The sequence below is a fragment of the Microbacterium sorbitolivorans genome (genome assembly GCF_003327285.1).
Classification (GTDB): Bacteria; Actinomycetota; Actinomycetes; order Actinomycetales; family Microbacteriaceae; genus Microbacterium; species Microbacterium sorbitolivorans.
In genome coordinates this window covers 99,129-116,838 of the sequence record NZ_KZ848474.1, presented here as the reverse complement: position 1 = coordinate 116,838, position 17,710 = coordinate 99,129, and the positions used below count along the sequence as shown (strand labels likewise).

At 72.3% G+C, this 17,710-nt stretch carries 18 protein-coding genes; 8 read left to right on the top strand and 10 right to left on the bottom strand.

Features of this window, described 5'->3' with window-relative positions:
- Nucleotides 1-16 precede the first annotated feature (16 nt).
- Nucleotides 17-1,411 carry an MFS transporter gene (locus DTO57_RS06270; protein WP_114117381.1) on the bottom strand — a complete coding sequence of 465 codons (1,395 nt, stop codon included), beginning with the start codon at nt 1,409-1,411 and terminating at the stop codon, nt 17-19.
- Between the two features lie 169 nt (nt 1,412-1,580).
- On the opposite strand from DTO57_RS06270, the gene DTO57_RS06265 reads away from it, so the two are divergent.
- Both DTO57_RS06265 and DTO57_RS06260 read left to right on the top strand, forming a co-directional pair.
- On the top strand, nt 1,581-2,069 hold the full coding sequence (locus DTO57_RS06265; RefSeq protein ID WP_114117380.1) for a MogA/MoaB family molybdenum cofactor biosynthesis protein: 489 nt from the start codon (nt 1,581-1,583) through the stop codon (nt 2,067-2,069).
- Entirely contained in the window at nt 2,062-2,490 is a 429-nt protein-coding gene (locus DTO57_RS06260) for a molybdenum cofactor biosynthesis protein MoaE (RefSeq protein WP_114117379.1), read from the top strand. Before DTO57_RS06265 ends, DTO57_RS06260 begins: the two co-directional genes overlap by 8 nt.
- Nucleotides 2,491-2,493: 3 nt before the next feature.
- Here DTO57_RS06260 and DTO57_RS06255 read toward each other — a convergent pair whose 3' ends face one another.
- From DTO57_RS06255 to DTO57_RS14675, 5 genes are read right to left on the bottom strand one after another with little or no spacing between them, the layout of a single operon-like run.
- Nucleotides 2,494-2,727, bottom strand: a complete 234-nt coding sequence (locus DTO57_RS06255; RefSeq protein WP_114117378.1) for a MoaD/ThiS family protein — start codon at nt 2,725-2,727, stop codon at nt 2,494-2,496.
- Nucleotides 2,724-3,542 carry an NTP transferase domain-containing protein gene (locus DTO57_RS06250; RefSeq protein WP_114117377.1) on the bottom strand — a complete coding sequence of 273 codons (819 nt, stop codon included), beginning with the start codon at nt 3,540-3,542 and terminating at the stop codon, nt 2,724-2,726. The genes DTO57_RS06255 and DTO57_RS06250 overlap by 4 nt, the downstream gene beginning before the upstream one ends.
- Nucleotides 3,539-4,021, bottom strand: a complete 483-nt coding sequence (gene moaC, locus DTO57_RS06245) for a cyclic pyranopterin monophosphate synthase MoaC (RefSeq protein ID WP_114117376.1) — start codon at nt 4,019-4,021, stop codon at nt 3,539-3,541. The genes DTO57_RS06250 and moaC overlap by 4 nt, the downstream gene beginning before the upstream one ends.
- Entirely contained in the window at nt 4,018-5,238 is a 1,221-nt protein-coding gene (locus DTO57_RS14680) for a molybdopterin molybdotransferase MoeA (RefSeq protein ID WP_268235365.1), read from the bottom strand. Before DTO57_RS14680 ends, moaC begins: the two co-directional genes overlap by 4 nt.
- Nucleotides 5,235-6,332, bottom strand: a complete 1,098-nt coding sequence (locus tag DTO57_RS14675) for a ThiF family adenylyltransferase (protein WP_229730438.1) — start codon at nt 6,330-6,332, stop codon at nt 5,235-5,237. Before DTO57_RS14675 ends, DTO57_RS14680 begins: the two co-directional genes overlap by 4 nt.
- Before the next feature lie 90 nt (nt 6,333-6,422).
- Here DTO57_RS14675 and modA point away from each other — a divergent pair, with 90 nt between their 5' ends.
- From modA to moaA, 4 genes are read left to right on the top strand one after another with little or no spacing between them, the layout of a single operon-like run.
- A complete protein-coding gene (gene modA / locus DTO57_RS06235; RefSeq protein WP_114117375.1) occupies nt 6,423-7,184 on the top strand; it encodes a molybdate ABC transporter substrate-binding protein in 762 nt (253 codons plus the stop codon).
- Entirely contained in the window at nt 7,163-7,987 is an 825-nt protein-coding gene (locus DTO57_RS06230) for an ABC transporter permease (RefSeq protein WP_114117374.1), read from the top strand. The genes modA and DTO57_RS06230 overlap by 22 nt, the downstream gene beginning before the upstream one ends.
- A gap of 23 nt (nt 7,988-8,010) precedes the next feature.
- Nucleotides 8,011-9,162 carry an ABC transporter ATP-binding protein gene (locus DTO57_RS06225; RefSeq protein WP_229730433.1) on the top strand — a complete coding sequence of 384 codons (1,152 nt, stop codon included), beginning with the start codon at nt 8,011-8,013 and terminating at the stop codon, nt 9,160-9,162.
- On the top strand, nt 9,159-10,211 hold the full coding sequence (gene moaA / locus DTO57_RS06220; protein WP_229730431.1) for a GTP 3',8-cyclase MoaA: 1,053 nt from the start codon (nt 9,159-9,161) through the stop codon (nt 10,209-10,211). Before DTO57_RS06225 ends, moaA begins: the two co-directional genes overlap by 4 nt.
- A 69-nt stretch (nt 10,212-10,280) precedes the next feature.
- Here the strand turns inward: moaA and DTO57_RS06215 are convergent, their stop codons facing one another.
- Complete coding sequence (locus tag DTO57_RS06215; protein ID WP_114117372.1) at nt 10,281-11,141, bottom strand: phosphoribosylaminoimidazolesuccinocarboxamide synthase; 861 nt, start codon at nt 11,139-11,141, stop codon at nt 10,281-10,283.
- A gap of 61 nt (nt 11,142-11,202) precedes the next feature.
- Nucleotides 11,203-12,012 carry a DUF4352 domain-containing protein gene (locus DTO57_RS06210; protein ID WP_114117371.1) on the bottom strand — a complete coding sequence of 270 codons (810 nt, stop codon included), beginning with the start codon at nt 12,010-12,012 and terminating at the stop codon, nt 11,203-11,205.
- 158 nt (nt 12,013-12,170) lie between these two features.
- Here DTO57_RS06210 and DTO57_RS06205 point away from each other — a divergent pair, with 158 nt between their 5' ends.
- Together DTO57_RS06205 and DTO57_RS06200 are read left to right on the top strand one after the other, a co-directional pair.
- A complete protein-coding gene (locus tag DTO57_RS06205) occupies nt 12,171-13,388 on the top strand; it encodes a sensor histidine kinase (protein ID WP_162785680.1) in 1,218 nt (405 codons plus the stop codon).
- 34 nt (nt 13,389-13,422) lie between these two features.
- Nucleotides 13,423-14,100: a response regulator transcription factor gene (locus DTO57_RS06200; protein WP_114117369.1), complete on the top strand. Its 678-nt coding sequence runs from the start codon at nt 13,423-13,425 to the stop codon at nt 14,098-14,100.
- A 47-nt stretch (nt 14,101-14,147) separates the two neighbouring features.
- On the opposite strand, the gene DTO57_RS06195 is transcribed toward DTO57_RS06200, so the two are convergent.
- The gene (locus tag DTO57_RS06195; RefSeq protein WP_114117368.1) at nt 14,148-15,302 is read right to left on the bottom strand and encodes an Ltp family lipoprotein; all 1,155 of its coding nucleotides are present in this window, start codon (nt 15,300-15,302) and stop codon (nt 14,148-14,150) included.
- A gap of 142 nt (nt 15,303-15,444) precedes the next feature.
- Nucleotides 15,445-17,688 (bottom strand): catalase/peroxidase HPI, encoded by a 2,244-nt coding sequence (katG, locus tag DTO57_RS06190; protein ID WP_114117367.1) that lies wholly within the window; start codon nt 17,686-17,688, stop codon nt 15,445-15,447.
- Nucleotides 17,689-17,710: the final 22 nt, after the last annotated feature.

Genomic DNA, 17,710 nt, shown 5'->3' with positions numbered 1-17,710 from the left:
AGCGGCCCCGGCAAACTTAGACGATCCGCCGATCGAGCGAGTCGCGGGGGATCAGGTAGACGACGCCGGTGACGACCGCCATGACCGCGTACATCGCGACGAAGCCCCAGAACGCGGCGTCGTAGGCGCCGGTCGAGGCCTGCGAGGCGTTGAGCACCTGCGGGATGAGGAATCCGCCGTAGCCGCCGACGGCGGAGATGATGCCGACGGCCGCGGCGCTCTGGCGCTGCGCGGAGACGGCGTGCTCGGCGCCCGCGAGAGCGGCCCCGCGCGCGGCGAAGATCGACGGGATCATGCGGTAGGCGGATCCGTTGCCGATGCCGGAGGCGAGGAAGAGCACGAGGAACAGGCCGAGGAACAGCCAGAAGTTTCCGAGCGGCAGGGTGAGGATGACCGCGATCGTCGCCGCGATCATGACGGCGAAGGCCACGATCGTCATGCGCGCGCCGCCGATGCGGTCGGCGAGCCGGCCGCCGTACGGACGGGCGAGGGATCCGGTGAGGGCGCCCAGGAAGGCGAGCGAGAGGCTCGCCCCGGCGACCGTGAACGTCGAGAACTCGGGGAACTGATCCGCGATGAGCTTGGGGAAGACGCCAGCGAAGCCGATGAAGGATCCGAAGGTGCCGATATAGATGAACGACATGATCCAGAGGTGCTTCTCGCGGAGCGCCGCCGCGACGCCGGCGAAGTCGGTCTTCGCGGCCGAGAGGTTGTCCATCCACTTCGCCGCGCCGAACATGGCGAGGAGGATGAACGGCACCCACATCCAGCCAGCGAGGCCGAGGCCGAGACCGGCGGCGGCGCCGAGGGTGACGACGATCGGCACCGTGAACTGCGCCACGGCCGCGCCGAGGTTGCCGCCGGCGGCGTTGAGGCCGAGCGCCCAGCCCTTCTCCTTCTGCGGGAAGAAGTAGGTGATGTTCGCCATCGAGCTCGCGAAGTTACCGCCGCCGACGCCGCCGAGCGCGGCGACGAGCAGGAGGATCGCGAACGGGGTCTCGGGGTGCTGCACGACGATGCCGAGCAGGATCGCGGGGATGAGGAGGAGGCCGGCCGAGACGATCGTCCAGTTGCGGCCACCGAACTTCGCCACGACGAAGGTGTAGGGGATGCGCAGGGTCGCGCCGACGAGCGTCGGCACCGAGATCAGCCAGAACTGCTGGCCGCTCGTGAGGTCGAAGCCGGCGCCCGGCAGCATCACGACGACGACGCTCCAGAGCTGCCAGATGACGAAGCCGAGGAACTCGGCGAAGATCGACCAGCCGAGGTTGCGGCGCGCGATCGCGCGCCCCTGGGTCTCCCACTGCACGCTGTCTTCCGCGTTCCACCCGTCGAGCCAGCGGCCGCTTCGTGCCGTGAGCGGGGCGGGAGCGGCGGGCGTTTTCGTGATGGCGTTCGCCGGTGTTGCCATGGGGGCCTCCAATGGGGGTCGGGTCGCGTACCGGTCACGCTATGGGCCGGGCGTTCCGGTCGTGAGGCGCCGGTTTTACGGCCGGATCACATCTCGATCACCGGGCGCCTGAGCAAGGATGAGGCGGGCGAAACACCTGCGAAACACGGTGCCGACCTAAACTCGCATCATGCGAGCCGCCGTCATCACCGTGAGCGATCGCTCGGCCGCGGGCACCCGCGACGACCTCGCCGGGCCCGTCGCCGTCGAGGCCCTCCGGGCGGCCGGATTCGACTGCGATGCGCCGACGATCATCCCCGACGGCGCCGAGCCGGTGCGCAACGAGCTCGTCCGCGCGCTCGCCGCGGGGGCGCGGCTCGTCGTGACGAGCGGCGGCACCGGCATCGCCCCACGCGATCGCACCCCGGAGGGGACCGCCGAGGTGCTCGAGCGCGAGATCCCCGGGATCCCGGAGGAGCTGCGCCGCGTCGGCGCGGCCGTTGCGCCCGGCGGCCTGCTCTCGCGAGGCCTCGCGGGAATCGCCGGCCGCGCGCTCGTCGTCAACCTGCCCGGCTCGCCCGCCGCCGTCCGCGACGGCATCGCCGTGGTGCTGTCGGTCGCGGGCCACGTGCTCGAGCAGCTCGACGGTGCCGACCACCCGGGCACCGACCATGCCTGACGTGCGCATCGCCCGCATCAGCGCGGATCCGCTTTCGCTCGACGCGCACCTCGGCGCCGTCGACGACCCGCGGATGGGCGCCGAGACGAGCTTCGTCGGCCGGGTGCGCGATCACGATCCCGACGCCGAGACCGCCGTCGTCGCGCTGGAGTACAGCGCGCACCCCGACGCCGAGCGGATCCTCGCCGAGGTCGCCGCGCGGGTCTCGGGGCGCACGGGCACGATCATCGCGGTGAGTCACCGCATCGGCCGCCTCGCGGTCGGCGACGTCGCCGTCGTGATCGCCGTCGCGTCGGCGCACCGAGCCGAGGCTTTCGACGCGTGCCGGGCGATGATCGAGGAGATCAAGCGCGATCTGCCGGTCTGGAAGCGGCAGGTCACGGCCGACGGGTCCGCGCAGTGGAAGGGGATGGGCGGCTAACGCTCACCCGCCCGCGAACGGCGGCAGCACGTCGACCGTCGAGCCCGCCGCGAGCGCCGTGTTGCCATCGTGGCGGCGGCCGTCGACCAGCACGGCGCAGAGGGGGAGGACCCCGCCGAGCGCCGGGTGGTCGGCGACGAGCCCCGCGCGCAGCGCGTCGAGCGTCGCCTCCGAGCGCTCCTCGCTCGCGGATCCGGCCGCCTCCTCCGCCGCGGCGAAGAATCGCACGGTCGTCATGCGCGGCTCGCGAGCGCGCTCAGCCTCGCGAGGATCTCGGCGGCGTCGTCGGCGTCGCCGGACCTACCGGCGGCGAGCCCCGCGATGTAGGCCGTCACGGGAGCCGCGGGCCGCGCGACGCCGTGCGCGACGTCGCGCGCGAGGTCGAGGATCTGCGCGATGTCGACGTCGGCGGGGTCGGGCCCGACCTCGGCGCACGCGGCCGCTACCCAATCGTCGAGCGCCTCCGGGGGAAGCGGGGCGTGTTCGCTCATGGTGTTCCTTGTCTCCCGAGCCAGGTCGCCCCAGGTGTCAATGTCGCGGGTCGCGCTCGCGGGGGCCTCGACCATCCGCACGCGCAGCCGCGACACGACGGCGCGGACGGAGGCCGACGCCTCGAGCGCGTCGATCGCGGCGGCGAGCGCGGGCACGCGGTAGCGGGCGGTGAGCCACTGCGGGTAGCCGCCCGGATCCGTGAGCACGACGCCGTCGTCGTCGCCGAGCCCGGCGGCGAGCAGCAGCCCGACCGCCTCGGCCGCGCCCGGCAGGTCGGCGGGCAGCACGATTACCTCGGACGCGCCTTCGACCGCCGCGACCGCGCGGGCGATCCCGGCGACGGGGCCCGCGAACGGCGGATCCTCGCGCACCCAGCGCGCCCCGTCGAAGGCCGGTCGGTCGGCTTCCGGCCCGACGATGATGATCTCGTCGCAGGAGCGGAGCGCCGCGACGGCCCGCGCCAGCAGCGTGGATCCGCCGACCTCGAAGAGGGCCTTGTCGGCGCCGCCGACCCGGCTGGCGCGGCCGCCGGCCAGGATCACGCCGGCGCGCGTGGTCATTCGCCGGGCCTCGTCCAGGATCCGCTGCGCCCGCCGGTCTTCGAGACGATGCGGGCGTTTTCGATGAGGGCCGAGCGGTCGATGCCCTTGACCATGTCGAGGATCGCGAGGGCGGCGATCGTCACGGCGGTGACGGCCTCCATCTCGACGCCGGTGCGGTCGGCGGTGCGCACGGTCGCCTCGATCTCGACGCCGGCGTCGACGATGTCGAGGTCGACGGTGGCGCCGTGCACGCCGATGATGTGGGCGAGGGGCAGGAGCTGCGCGGTCTGTTTCGCGCCCTGGATCCCGGCGATGCGGGCGACGGCGAGCACGTCGCCCTTGGGCACGGCGCCGTCACGCAGCAGCGCGACGGTCTCGGGCGCGCACCGCACGAAGCCGCGCGCCGTCGCGGCCCGCACGGTCGGCTGCTTCTCGGTGACGTCGACCATGCGGGCGTGGCCGGCGGCGTCGAGGTGGGTGAAGGGCGATTCGCTCATGGGATCAGTATCACTTCGATGGGGTCGCCGGCCTCTACGGCGGCGACGTCGGCGGGGACGATGGCGTAGCCCTCGGCGCGGCCGAGCCCGCCCGCGAGGTGCGAACCGGATCCGCCGGCGGTCGCGGGGCGCACCGCCCAGCGCGCGGGGTCGTCGCGGTCGACCGCGATGGGCAGGTACTGGCTGCGGCCGTCGGGCGTGCGCCACCCGCACGCCGCGGGGAGGCGCAGCGTCGGGCGGTGGACCTCCCCGCGGCCCTGGAGCGCGAGGAGCGCGGGGCGCACGATGACCTCGAACGACACCGCGACGCTCACGGGGTTGCCCGGCAGCCCGAAGAAGAGGGCTCCGGAGGGGAGGCGCCCGAACGCCTGGGGCTTGCCGGGCTGCATGGCGACCTTCTCGAACGACACGGTTCCCTCGAGCGCCTGCCGCACCGGCTCGAAGGCGCCGGCGCTCACGCCTCCCGAGGTGATGACGACGTCGGCGTCGGTGGCGGCGAGGAGGCGCGTCAGCGTGACCGGGTCGTCGTCGACGCGGGCGCACCCGACGACCTCGGCGCCCGCGTCGGCCACGAGCAGGGCGAGCAGGGTCGAGTTCGAGTCGGGGATCTGCCCGGGGCCGGGCGCCTCGCCGGGGGCGACGAGCTCGGATCCCGTCGACGCGACGAGCACCCGCGGGCGCCGCGCGACGCGCACCTCGGCGATGCCGGCGGCGACGAGCGCCGCGACCTGCAGGGGGCCGAGCGGCGTGCCGGCCGGGAGCACCTCGTCGCCGACCTTGAGATCCTCGCCGCGCCGGCGCACGTGGGCGCCGACGGCTCGGGGCTCCTGCCACACGAGGGCCGTGCCGAGCGAGTCGGCGAGGCCCCCGACGGTTCCCTCGAACGGCGAGACGGTGTCGGCGCCCGCGGGAACCGGGGCGCCCGTCATGATGCGCGCCGCCGTCCCGGGCGCGATCGCGGGGTCGAGGGTGCTGCCGGCGGGAACGTCGGCGGTGACCCGCAGGGCAACCGGATCCGCCTCGGTGGCGCCCGCGACGTCGGCGAAGCGCACGGCGAAGCCGTCCATCGCCGAGTTGTCGAATCGGGGGATCTCGAGCCGCGCGATCGCGGGCTCCGCGAGCGTGCGCCCACGGGCGTCCGAGACCGGCACGGCCTCGGCGGGGAGCGGCTGGGCATCGGCCATCACGCGCCCCGTGTACTCCTCGACGGCGATCACGCGGGCACCTCCACGCGGCCAGTCCAGGCCGCCATTCCCCCTGGCATCGAGGTCGCGCCCGTACCGCGGGCGGCGAGGATCTCGGCCGCGCGCCGCGAGCGCACCCCGCTCGCGCAGACGGTCACGACGGGGGCGTCGAAGCGGATCCGCTCGTCGGCGGCGAGCTCGGCGAGCGGGATCAGGACCGCGCCGGGGATGACGCCGCCCGCCCGCTCCGACGGCTCGCGCACGTCGACGACGACGGCACCGGCGGGGAGGTCCGCCGCGGCCGGTGCCGGATCCGCGCGGCCCGCACCCGGATCCGCGGCACCGGCCGCCGGATCCCCATCGCCCGCGGCCGCGAGCAGCGGCACCTCCCTGGCCGTCGAGCGCAGGGCGTCGACGAGCGCGATCCGGCCGAGGAGCGGGTCGCCGATACCGGCGATCAGGAGGATCGCCTGCGTCGCCATGAGCGAGCCGACCTGCAGCACGACGGAACCGAGCACGCCCACCTCCGCGCACGTCGGCAGCTCGCCGGCGCCGGGGTGGAGGTCGGCGAGCACCACGCGGGGCGCCCCGGCGGGCGGCCGCGACCAGAACACCGTGACCTGGGCCGTGAACTCCTGCACGGCGCCCCAGACGAGGGGAACCCCGAGATTTTCGCACGCGGCCGCGACGGCCAGGCGCGACGCGAAGGTGTCGGTGCCGTCGAGCACGACGTCGGCGCCCGCCAGCAGCCGCTCGGCGTTGTCGGGGGTGAGGCGCTCGCGCACCGCTTCGACGACGCACTCGGGCGCGAGGTCGGCCGCCGCGCGCACGGCGCTGTCGACCTTCGCGCGGCCCTCGTCGCGCATGCGGTGCAGGATCTGGCGCTGCAGGTTCGACGCGTCGACGACGTCGTCGTCGATCACGGTGAGGCGCCCGACGCCGGCCGCCGCGAGCGCGAGGACCGCGGGGGATCCGAGCCCGCCCGCGCCGACGATCGCGACCCGGGCGGCCGCCAGGCGGCGCTGGCCGAGCTCGCCGAGCGGGTACAGCGCGGCGTGCCGGGCGGTGCGCGCGGCCTCGGCCGGAGACAGCGAGGCCGCGGGTGCAACCAGCGGGGGAAGGGCCATGCCGACACGCTAAATTCCCCGCAATTCCGGCAGATTTCCGCCTTGTTTCCGGTGCAGGCATCCCGCGAAGGCTGTGGTACCAATGTCGCCATGACCCACTTCCTCCCCCGCGCCGCGGCCTCGGCCGCGCTCCTCGGCGCGCTCGTCCTGTCCGGCTGCGCGGCGGAGGAAACGGCACCCGCCGCGGGCTCCGAGGCCACCCCCGTGCGCATCGCCGCGGCGGCATCGCTCAACGGCGTCTTCGAACAGCTCATCGCCGAGTTCGGCGAGGAGAACCCCGACATCGAGGTCGCCCCTGTCGTCTACGACGGATCCAGCACCCTCGCGACCCAGATCGAGGAGGGCGCCGACTTCGACGTCGCCGCCTTTGCCGACGAGGCGACGATGGAGCGGATCGCCGACTCGGTGCCCGAACCCGAAATCTTCGCGACGAACTCGCTCGTCATCGCCGTGCCGTCCGGCACGACGTGCATCTTGTCGCTCGCCGACCTCGCGGATCCGGCCCTCACGGTCGTGCTCTGCGCGGCCGAGGTGCCGTGCGGCGCGGCATCGGAGCAGGCGCTCGCCGCGGCCGGCGTCGACGTCGAACCCGCGAGCCTCGAACAAAACGTCACCGCCGTGCTCACCAAGGTGCAGGCGGGCGACGCCGACGCGGGGCTCGTCTACCGCACCGACGCGAAGGGAGCCGAGGGTGTCGAGGCGATCGACGATGCCGACCTCGACGCCGTGGTGAACCGCTACCCGATCGGCACGCTCGCATCGGCGGGCGACGACGCGAAGGCGTTCGTCGACTTCGTGCTCTCGGACGAGGGGCAGGGCACGCTCGCGGAATGGGGCTTTGGAGCCCCGTGATCCCCACCGCATCCCCGGCGGCGCCGCCGCGATCGCTGGTCATCCCGACCGCGATCGCGCTGGCCTTCCTCGTCCTGCCCCTCGTCGCCCTCGTGGCGAGGGTCGACTGGGCGACGCTACCCGCCGACATCACGTCGACGGCCGCCCTGGATGCCCTGGGCCTCTCGCTCCTCACCGCCACCGCCGCGACGATCTGCTGCATCGTGTTCGGGATCCCGCTCGCGCTCGCGATGGCGAGGGCCCAGCCGCGCACGGCGACGATCGCGCGCGTGCTCGTGACGATCCCGCTCGTGCTCCCGCCGATGGTCGGTGGCGTCGCCCTGCTGTTCCTGCTCGGGCGCAGCAGCCCTCTCGGGGCGTGGCTCGATTCCCTCGGGCTCGGCCTGCCGTTCACGACCCCCGCGGTCGTCATCGCGCAGGTGTTCGTGGCGATGCCGTTCCTCGTCATCTCGGTCGAGGGCGCCGTGCGCGCGGCCGGCACCGACTACGAGCGCGCGGCGGTGTCGCTCGGCGCGGGGCGGTGGCGGGTGCTCTTCCGCGTCACGCTGCCGCTCGTCGCCGACGGAATCGTCGCGGGCGTGGTGCTCAGCTTCGCCCGCGCGATCGGCGAGTTCGGCGCGACGGCGCTCTTCGCGGGCAACGCGCCGGGCGTCACGCAGACGATGCCGCTCGCGATCTACACGGCCTTCAACGGATCCGGCGTCGCGCGCGGCCCCGCCGTCGCGCTCTCGCTGATGCTGCTCGCGACGGTGCTCGTCGTGCTGCTTCTCGTGCGCGCCTGGCGACCCGAGAGGGCGCGCTGATGGTCGGGGTGGCGGGGCAAATCGTGGTGCGGCGCTCGGCCGAGTTCACCCTCGACGCCGAGATCGCCGTAGAGCCGGGCGGGGTCGCCGCGATCATGGGGCCGAGCGGCGCGGGCAAGTCGACGCTGCTCGCGGCCCTCGACGGATCCGCCGCCCTCACCGGCGGCAGCCTCGCGATCGGCGAGCAGCACATCTCCGCGAACGGGCGCCTCGACCGCCGCACGGCCGGCGTCGTGCTGCTCGACCAGCGCCCCCTGCTCTTCCCGCACCTGAGCGTGCGCGAGAACGTGGCCTTCGGGCTGCGCGCGGCCGGGGCGTCGCGGCGGGACGCGCGGGGCCGCGCCGACGAGTGGCTCGCCCGTGTCGGGCTGCCGGGGCGCGGATCCGATCGCCCGCAGAATCTCTCCGGCGGGCAGCAACAGCGAGTGGCGCTCGCGCGGGCCCTGGCGACCGAGCCGCGCCTGCTGCTGCTCGACGAGCCGCTCACCTCTCTGGATCCCGTCACCGCGTCGGACATCCGCACCATGATGCGCGAGCAGCTGGCCGACACGGCGACCACCACGATCCTCGTGACCCACGACGCGTTCGACGCCGCCTCGCTCGCCTCGCGGCTTTTCGTGCTCGAGGCCGGCAGCATCGTGCAGCACGGCCCCGTGCGCGAGGTGCTCGAGAACCCCGCGACGCGCTTCGTTGCCGCGACCGCCGGGCTGAACCGGCTCGTGGGTGTCGCCGCGGGCGGCGCCTGGGTTACGGGCGCGGCCGGCTCGCCCGTGCGGCTGCGCGCGGCGGATCCGGCTCCCGTCCCCGACGGATCCGCTCTCGTCGCCCTCTTCCGCCCCTCCGAGGTCGCGCTGTGCGCCGGCGAGCCGCCCGAGGGCGGCTGGCCGACGCGCGTCGACCGGCTCGAACCCTCGCCCGGCGGGGCGCGGGTGTGGGTGCGGGATCCGGGCCTCGTTGTCGAGATCACCTCCGCCGAGCTCGCGCGGCTCGACCTCGCGCCCGGCGATATCGTCGGGGTCGCGGTGCCGCCGGAGCACGTGCGGTTGCTGGCGGATCCGGTGCCGGGCGCGGCCCGTTCGGCGCGCGGTTTCGCGGATCCCGCGCCCGCGGATCCGGCGCCCGCGGATCCGGCGCCGGGCGCCGCGCCCGCTGTAGCGCGGAGGGCGGCCGCGTGACCGCGCTGCCCGTGATCCGCACGCGCCCGCGGGGCGCGCCGAGCGCCGCGCCGGAGATGCCGGTGGCGGGCCCGCTCGTCGACCGCTTCGGCCGCGTGCACCGCGACCTGCGGATCTCGCTCACCGACCGCTGCTCGCTGCGCTGCACCTACTGCATGCCCGAGCAGGGCAACGAGTGGCTGGCGCGGCAGAGCATCCTGACGGCCGACGAGATCGAGCGCGTCGCGCGCGTCGCCGCGGGGCTCGGGATCACGACGTTCCGGCTGACGGGCGGCGAGCCGCTGCTGCGCCGCGACCTCGTCGACGTGGTGGGGCGACTGAGCCGCATCGGCGGGGTCGAGGTCGCGATGACGACCAACGCGATCGGGCTCGAGCGGATGCTGCCCGCGCTGCGGGGCGCGGGGCTGTCACGCCTCAACATCTCGCTCGACACGCTCCGCGCCGACCGCTTCCGCGAGCTCACGAGGCGCGACCGGCTGGGCGACGTGATCCGGGGGATCCGCGCGGCCGCCGAGTCGGGGATGCCGGGGCTCAAGCTCAACGCGGTCGCGATGCGCGGGGTCAACGACGACGAGCTCGTCGATCTCGTAGAGTTCGCGATCTCGGTGGGCGCGCAGATGCGGTTCATCGAGCAGATGCCGCTCGACGCGGGCCACACCTGGTCGCGGGAGAACATGGTCACGCGCGAGGAGATCCTGGAGGCGCTCTCGGCCCGCTGGGCGCTCGCACCCATCCCGGGGCGCGGCGGCGCGCCGGCCGAGACCTGGCGGATCGACGGGGGAGAGCACCGCGTCGGCGTCATCGCCTCGGTCACCGCGCCGTTCTGCGGGGCGTGCGACCGGATGCGCCTGACCGCCGACGGTCAGCTGCGCAACTGCCTCTTCTCGGAGGTGGAGAACGACCTCGTGCCGGCGCTGCGCGGATCCGCCCCCGACGCCGAGATCGCCATGCGCCTGCGGGCGAGCGTCTGGGGCAAACTCCCGGGCCACGCGATCAACGACCCGAGCTTCCTGCAGCCCACCCGCGGCATGAACGCCATCGGCGGGTAGCCCAACTCTGCAATTCTCCGCGCGGTCATCTGCAATTCGCAGATGACCGCGCGGAGAATTGATGATTTGTTAGGCTCCGAGGCGCGTCAGCAGTTCCTCGTAGCGGGCGACGGTGCGGTCGATGATGTCCTGCGGCAGCTCGGGCGGGGTGCCCTGCTTGTCCCAATTCGCCGCCAGCCAGTCGCGCACGATCTGCTTGTCGAAGCTCGCCATGCGCTCGGCGGGGGTAGATCCGTTCTGCCAGGACGCGAGATCCCAGTAGCGCGACGAGTCGCTCGTGAGCACCTCGTCGGCGAGGCGCAGCACGCCGTCTTCATCGGTGCCGAACTCGAACTTCGTGTCGGCGAGGATCAGACCCTTCGCCTCGGCGAGCTCGGCCGCGCGGCGGTAGATCGCGAGCGACGCGTCGCGCAGCTCGGCGGCGCGCGCCTCGCCCACGAGTTCGACGCTCTTCTCGTACGAGATGTTCTCGTCGTGCTCGCCGAGCGGGGCCTTGTAAGCGGGCGTGTAGATCGGCTCGGGCAGCTTGTCGCCGTTCTGCAGGCCCTCGGGAAGTGCGATGCCGCAGACGGTTCCCGACTCCTGGTATTCGAGCCAGCCGGATCCGGTGATGTAGCCGCGCACGACGCACTCGATCGGCAGCATGTCGAGCGAGCGGACGAGCATGGCGCGCTCGGCGACCTCGACGGGCGGCTCGCCCGCGAGGTGGTTGGGCACGTCGGCGAGCTGCGAGAACCACCAATTGCTGAGGCGCGTGAGCAGCGCGCCCTTGCCGGGGATCCCCGGCTCGAGCACATGATCGAACGCGCTCACGCGGTCGCTCGCGACGACGAGCATGCGGTCGTCGTCGCCGGAGGCGGGCGCGTAGAGGTCGCGCACCTTCCCGGAGTATGTGTGGTTCCAGCCGGCAATCTCGGGTGCGGTGCTCATGGATCCATTATTGCCGACGCGAACGGCCGCCCCGGAGGGCGGCCGGCGGCGGAGAGCGCGCCTACTTCGCGGCGAAGAACACGTCGTCGCCGAACATGCCGATGCGCACCGTGACGGTGCCGTCGGCCGCGGTCGCGCTCGGCACCGCGTAGACGAGGTTGCCGGTGATGCTGGCGCCGTTGTAGAGCTCGGCCATGCGGTCGAGCGAGTCGGGCGCGACCGCGAAGGTGCTGAGCCCGTCGACCGTGACGCCGTCGACCGTGACGTAGCCGAAGCCGAGGTCGATCGCGGCGATGCCGGTGTCGGCGCCGATGTAGGTCGCGGTCACGTTCACGAGGATGTACTCGTCGCCCTCGTCGGGCGAGGGGTTGACCATGTTTTCGGCGAGCACGGCGTCGGTCGCGCCGAGCTGCACGCCGTTGATCGTGACCTCCCACTCGTCGTCCGAGACCGTGGTGCCGATCGCGTAGGGGTTCTCGCGGGATCCCTCGACCGGGCCGGCCGTCTCCTCCTCGACTTCCTCCGCGACGTCCTCCTCGGTTACCGGCGCCGGCTCGACCGCCGCGACATCGGATCCGCCGAAGGCCTCGTCGACCGCGCCCGCGACGACGGTGAAGAACACGATGAAACCGACGATCGTGCCGACGACCGAGAGGGCGATCGCGAGGACGCCGAAGAGCTTCTTGCCCTTCATGCACAGCGCGACGATCGACAGCACAAAGGCGAGCGGCAGCAGGATCCAGCCGAGAATGAGGGCACCCGGGATGCAGGCGAAGACGAAGCCCAGGGCGGCGGTGATGAGGGCGACGAGGCCGAGCGGGTGGTTCTTCTGGGCCGGGGCGGGAGGGGCCGCGGGGTACGGAGCGGACATGCTGTGACCTTTCGGAGTCGGATGGGATATCTCGATACTCCGATGGGGCACAGGCGGGGCGTATGGGCCGGTCGGCCCGGATCCGCCCGGCCGATCGGCCACCGTTCGCGGCCGGTCGGCCGACGCGAATGTCAGCGCTGGCCTCTATCGTCAGACATATGAGCGATACCCGTGTGCCGGTGGTCGGCCGAATGACGCGTCGTGGCTGGAGCACCACGCTCTTCGTTGTGGGCGCCGCGTTCGAGACGGTCGGCATGGGCAACATCCCCGGCATGATCACCGACTGGGACTCCGTGGCGACCGACCAATCGACGTTCTACTGGGCGATCGCGCTCGGCCTGTGGGTCACGGTGTACTTCCGCCGCGAGTACCCGCTGATGCCGATCGTCGCGGGCGGGCTGCTCGCCCTCGCAGGCTCGAGCTACAGCCTGCTGCTCATCGGCCTGCACCACCAGGTGCAGCGCTCGTCGCCGAAGCGCGCCCGCCTGATGATCGGGGTGGCGATAGTGGCCGTCACGGCGTCGATGCTGCGCGACATCTTCACCCCGTGGGGCGATCAGGTGGCGGAATTCTTCGCCGACGATCGGGCGTCGCTCGCGCCGACCCTGGTGCTCGGCATCGGCTCGATCGCGACCTTCCTGCTCATCACCCTGCTCGCGCGCAGCCGACGCGAGAGCGCCGTGCTGCGCGACCGCGTCGACCACGAACAGGGGCGGGCGTCCGAGCTGAGCGACGAGGTCGCGCGGCAGGGCGAGCGTGAGCGCATCGCGCGCGAGATGCACGACACCCTCGCAAGCCGCCTGGCGGCGGTTGCGCTGCAGGGCGACGAGCTGGCGCTCGCCGTGTCGCAGGGCGACCCCGACGTCGACTCGATCGCGCGCTCGCTGCGCCACGACGCGCGCCAATCGCTCGACGACCTGCGGGGCCTGCTCGGCGAGCTGAGGGAGGGGCCCGCGGCCGACTACGACCCCTCGCGCCACTCGATGCGGCGCATCGGCGAGCTCGTCCGCAGCGCGCGGGCAGCCGGCACGCAGGTCGACGCGATGATCCTCGTCGACGGTGTCGAGCGGGCCGCCGCGGTGCTCGATCACACGGTCTTCCGCGTCGTGCAAGAGTCGCTGACGAACGCGATGAAGCACGCCGCGCACGCGCCCGTGTCGATCTCGGTCGAGGCGACCCCCGCCACGGGCGTGCACGTGCGCGTCGCGAACCCCGTAGGGCGGCCGAGCGCAGTCGCGGCGCACGGGTCCGGCAGGGGGATCCTCGGAATCCGCGAGCGGGTCGCGCGACTCGGCGGCACCTGCGAGATCGGCGAGCGCGGCGGCGAGTTCGTCGTGCAGGTCAACCTGCCGTGGGTCGAGGTGGCGCCGGCGTAATTCGACTGTCGGGGCAGACCGATACTGTCGAGGGGTGACGAGTTCCGATATCCCCGTGCGCGTGGTCATCGTCGACGACGACCCCTTTGTGCGGCGCAGCCTCACCCGACTGCTCGGCAGCTTCGGGGCCGCGGTCGTCGGCGACGCCGCCGACGGATCCCTCGCGATCGAGGCCGTGCGGGCGCACCATCCGGACGTCGTGCTCATGGACGTGAGCATGCCGGTCCTCGGCGGGCCCGAGGCGACGGTCGAGATCCTGCGGCTCGCGCCGTCGAGCCGCGTCATCGCGATGACGAGCCTCGGCACCGAGCGGGCGCTCACGAGCATGATCGCGGCTGGCGCGCGGGGCTTCCTGCATAAAGAGCGTCTCTTCGACGAGCTCGAGCAGGCGATCGAGGTGGTCATGGCGGGCGACGGCTTCGCCTCGCCGCGCGCGACGGCGCAGCTCATGCGGCGCGCCGCCGACGACTCTACCGATTCCGATCGGCAGCGGGCGCGCGAGCGCTTCGCGACGCTCACCGAGCGCGAGCGCGAGGTCGCGGTGCTCGTCGCGCAGGGCGCCTCGAACCCCGCCATCGCCGAACGGCTCTACATCGGCGTCACGACGGTGAAGAACCACCTCGCGCAGATCCACGCGAAGTTCGGCGTCGCGCAGCGCTCGCACGTGACCGTCATCGTCGACCGCGCGGGCCACGGGCCAGACCTCGGCTAAACGCAAACGGCCGCCCCGAGGGGCGGCCGTTCGTGACGCGGGCGTCGTTACTTGTCGAGGTTGTCGATCGCGTACTGCGCCTGCTCCTCGGTGAACTGGCCGCCGTCGTCGCTCGACAGCATCTCGAAGATTTCGTCTTCCGACATTGAGAGCTCGTCGTAGTAGAGCTGGGCCGAGTGCAGCGCATTCTCGTTCCAATCGACCTCGCCGAGGTTCTCCATTGCGTAGGCGACCTCGTCTGCCGTGAAGCCGGCGCCATACTCCCCGCCCAGGGCCTCGGGCAGCGCCGCCTCGCTCAGGTAGCTGTACTCGGCGTAGAACTCGGCCGTCGCGAGGGCGTTCGCGTTCCAGTCGACGTCGTCGAGGTTGTCGATCGCATACTGGGCGGCCTCGTCGGTGTAGTGGTCGCCGAGTAGCTCGCTCGTCAGGGCGGTGTAGATGCCCTGCTTGCTCATCTGGCTGTACGTGGCGTAGTCCTTGGCCTCCTGGAGGGCGGCCTCCTGGTCGTCCGACACCTCGCCGGAGCCGTCGGCACCCGGGAGCGACGGCGCCTCGACGCCCTCGGCCGGCTCCTCATCGACGGGCTCTTCGTCGACGGGCTCCTCCGCGGGCTGCTCGGTCTCGGTAACGACCGACCCGGTCTGGTTCTCGATCTCCTCCGAGAGCGTCGCGACCGTCGCGAGGCTCGAGAAGACCAGCGAGCCGAAGATCATCGAGCTCACGATCGAGCTGATGATACCGAGCACCCAGACACCGGCCGTGACGAGCCAGGCCACGAGGCGGTAGCGCATGTAGCCGCGCAGGCGCAGGCCGTTGATGTCGCGCGCGCCGCCGCACAGCACGATGATCAGGTCGACGAGCGTCCAGATACCGAAGCCACCGAGCGTGATCAGCTTCACGATCGCGGTGCCGATCTTGCCCAGGTAGAAGCGGTCGGCACCGAACGTGCCGAGCAACATCGCGAGGAGCCAGGTGGTGACGAACGACTTCTGTCCCACGTCGGGGCCCTCGTCGGACGTGCCCTGCGGCGTGTAGGCCGGCGGGGCGGGGTAGCCGGGGGCGGCGTAGCCCGGGTAGCTACCCGGCGCGCCGTTCACCGGCTGCGTCGGATAGGGCGGCTGTGCCGGGTAACCGGGCGCCGGCGGCTGCGGCTGCGTGGGCTGGCCGGATCCGGCCGGCGGGAACTGATTCGGGTCGCTCATGAGTCTCTTTCGTGCGTTCCGGGTGCTGAAAGAAGCATAAGCGTTGACCGTGAGCGGCGTGAAGGCGAAAGCCCTGCGACCCGCTCGGGGGAGCGGATCGCAGGGCTTTCTCGGTGCCTATCTAGGCCCGGAGGGGTGTTGCTTAGACCAGGTCGAAGCGGTCGTTGTTCATGACCGTGACCCACGCGCTCACGAAGTCGCGCACGAACTTTTCGCCGGCGTCGGCCGAGGCGTAGACCTCGGCGAGGGCGCGCAGCTCGCTGTTCGAGCCGAAGACGAGGTCGACGCGGCTACCGCGCTGACCCGTCGACGACGTGAAGGTCTGCTCGTCGACGTCGGGCGTCCAGGCCGTGCCGTTGACGAGGAGGTTCACGAAGAAGTCGTTCGTGAGAACGCCCTCGCGGTCGGTGAAGACGCCGAGCTTCGAGCCGTCCCAGTTGTTGCCGAGCACGCGCAGGCCACCGACGAGGGCGGTCATCTGCGGTGCCGAGACACCGAGGTGGTTCGCGCGGTCGATCAGCAGGTGCTCGCTCGGCAGGTCGAACGAGCGGCTGTCGTAGTTGCGGAAGCCGTCGGCGATGGGCTCAAGCCACTTGAACTGCTCGACGTCGGTCTGCTCCTGCGTCGCGTCGACGCGGCCCGGCGTGAAGGGAACCTCGATGGGAGTGCCCGCGGCCGCAGCCGCCTGCTCGATACCGACACCACCGGCGAGCACGACGACGTCGGCGAACGACAGGCCCGACTCCACGGCGACCTTCTCGAGCTCGGCGATGACCGGCTTCAGCTGCTCGGGCTGGTTCACCTTCCAGCTGACCTGCGGCTCGAGGCGGATGCGGCCACCGTTCGCGCCGCCGCGCTTATCCGACGAGCGGAACGTCGCCGCAGCCTTCCACGCCGTCGACACGAGCTGCGAGACCGTGAGGTCCGACTCTGCGATGAGCTTCTTCGCGGCGAGGATCGAGGCCTCGTCGGTCGCGGCGGTCTGGGCCGGCAGTGGATCCTGCCAGATGAGGTCCTCGGCGGGGACCTCGGGGCCGAGGTAGCGCGACTTCGGGCCCATGTCGCGGTGCGTCAGCTTGAACCATGCCCGCGCGAAGGCCTCAGCGAACGCCGCCTGGTCGAGGCGGAAGCGGTTCGAGATCTCGCCGTAGATCGGGTCGACGCGAAGCGCGATGTCGGTCGTGAGCATGCGGGGCTCGCGGCGGCCGTCGCCCTGTGCCATCGGCACCATGTCGGCGCCGCCGTTGTCCTTCGGGCGCCACTGCTTCGCGCCGGCGGCCGACTCGAACAGCTCCCACTCGTAGGCGTAGAGGATGTGGAAGAACTCGTTGTCCCAGCGCGCCGGGTGGTAGGTCCACGTGACCTCGAGGCCCGAGCCGACGGTGTCGTTTCCGCCGGTGCCGTCGCCGTAGCCCTGCTTCCAGCCGAGGCCCTGCTGCTCGAGGGGTGCGGCCTCGGGATCCGGGCCCTGCTTGTCGTCGGCGTGCGCGCCGTGCGTCTTACCGAAGGTGTGGCCACCGGCGATGAGTGCGACGGTTTCCTCGTCGTTCATGCCCATACGCGCGAAGGTCTCGCGGATGTCCTGTGCCGCAGCCAGCGGATCCGGGTTGCCACCCGGGCCCTCGGGATTGACGTAGATGAGACCCATCTGGGTCGCCGCGAAGGGCGCGTCAAGAACGCGATCGCCCTGGTAGCGGTCGGCGTCGAGCCAGGCCTTCTCAGGGCCCCAGTACACGTCGTCGTCGGCCTCCCACACGTCTTCGCGACCGCCGCCGAACCCAAAGGTCTCAAAGCCCATGTCTTCCATCGCGACATTGCCGGCGAGGATCATCAGGTCGGCCCACGAGATCGACTGGCCGTGCTTCTGCTTGACGGGCCACAGCAGGCGGCGTGCGCGGTCGAGCAGCACGTTGTCGGGCCACGAGTTCAGGGGAGCGAAGCGCTGCATGCCGCGACCGCCGCCACCGCGACCGTCGTGCGAGCGGTAGGTGCCGGCCGAGTGCCAGGCCATGCGCACCATGAGCGGGCCGTAGTGGCCGAAGTCGGCGGGCCACCACTCCTGCGAGTCGACGAAGGCGGCGCGGAGGTCGGCCTTCACAGCGTCGAGGTCGAGGGCCTCGAACGCCTCGCGGTAATTGAAGTCTTCGTCGAGCGGGTTGATGACGCTCGTGTTCTTCGCGAGGATCTTGAGGTTCAGCTGGTTCGGCCACCACTCGCGGTTGGCGCTGCCCTGAGTGGGGTGCGCGCGGTGTCCGTCACGGGCGTTGTCGCTCGTGTGGTCACCCGCGACGGTGGGGCTCTCGTGCGGCGTGACGTCGCTCGATGCGGGGCCGCTCGCGTCGCTCGACCCGTGGCCGAACGGGCAGGTTCCGGTGCTCTCGGTCATGATCGCCTCTCCTGTATGGGGC

Excerpts from the sequence above, each read along its gene's own strand:
- DTO57_RS06195 (WP_114117368.1), bottom strand. The coding sequence starts at position 15,302 with ATGAGCGACCCGAATCAGTTCCCGCCGGCCGGATCCGGCCAGCCCACG.
- DTO57_RS06210 (WP_114117371.1), bottom strand. The coding sequence starts at position 12,012 with ATGTCCGCTCCGTACCCCGCGGCCCCTCCCGCCCCGGCCCAGAAGAAC.
- DTO57_RS06265 (WP_114117380.1), top strand. The coding sequence starts at position 1,581 with ATGCGAGCCGCCGTCATCACCGTGAGCGATCGCTCGGCCGCGGGCACC.
- modA (WP_114117375.1), top strand. The coding sequence starts at position 6,423 with ATGACCCACTTCCTCCCCCGCGCCGCGGCCTCGGCCGCGCTCCTCGGC.
- DTO57_RS06230 (WP_114117374.1), top strand. The coding sequence starts at position 7,163 with ATGGGGCTTTGGAGCCCCGTGATCCCCACCGCATCCCCGGCGGCGCCG.
- DTO57_RS06270 (WP_114117381.1), bottom strand. The coding sequence starts at position 1,411 with ATGGCAACACCGGCGAACGCCATCACGAAAACGCCCGCCGCTCCCGCC.
- DTO57_RS14675 (WP_229730438.1), bottom strand. The coding sequence starts at position 6,332 with ATGGCCCTTCCCCCGCTGGTTGCACCCGCGGCCTCGCTGTCTCCGGCC.
- katG (WP_114117367.1), bottom strand. The coding sequence starts at position 17,688 with ATGACCGAGAGCACCGGAACCTGCCCGTTCGGCCACGGGTCGAGCGAC.
- DTO57_RS06205 (WP_162785680.1), top strand. The coding sequence starts at position 12,171 with ATGAGCGATACCCGTGTGCCGGTGGTCGGCCGAATGACGCGTCGTGGC.
- DTO57_RS06255 (WP_114117378.1), bottom strand. The coding sequence starts at position 2,727 with ATGACGACCGTGCGATTCTTCGCCGCGGCGGAGGAGGCGGCCGGATCC.
- DTO57_RS06215 (WP_114117372.1), bottom strand. The coding sequence starts at position 11,141 with ATGAGCACCGCACCCGAGATTGCCGGCTGGAACCACACATACTCCGGG.
- DTO57_RS06250 (WP_114117377.1), bottom strand. The coding sequence starts at position 3,542 with ATGACCACGCGCGCCGGCGTGATCCTGGCCGGCGGCCGCGCCAGCCGG.
- moaC (WP_114117376.1), bottom strand. The coding sequence starts at position 4,021 with ATGAGCGAATCGCCCTTCACCCACCTCGACGCCGCCGGCCACGCCCGC.
- DTO57_RS06260 (WP_114117379.1), top strand. The coding sequence starts at position 2,062 with ATGCCTGACGTGCGCATCGCCCGCATCAGCGCGGATCCGCTTTCGCTC.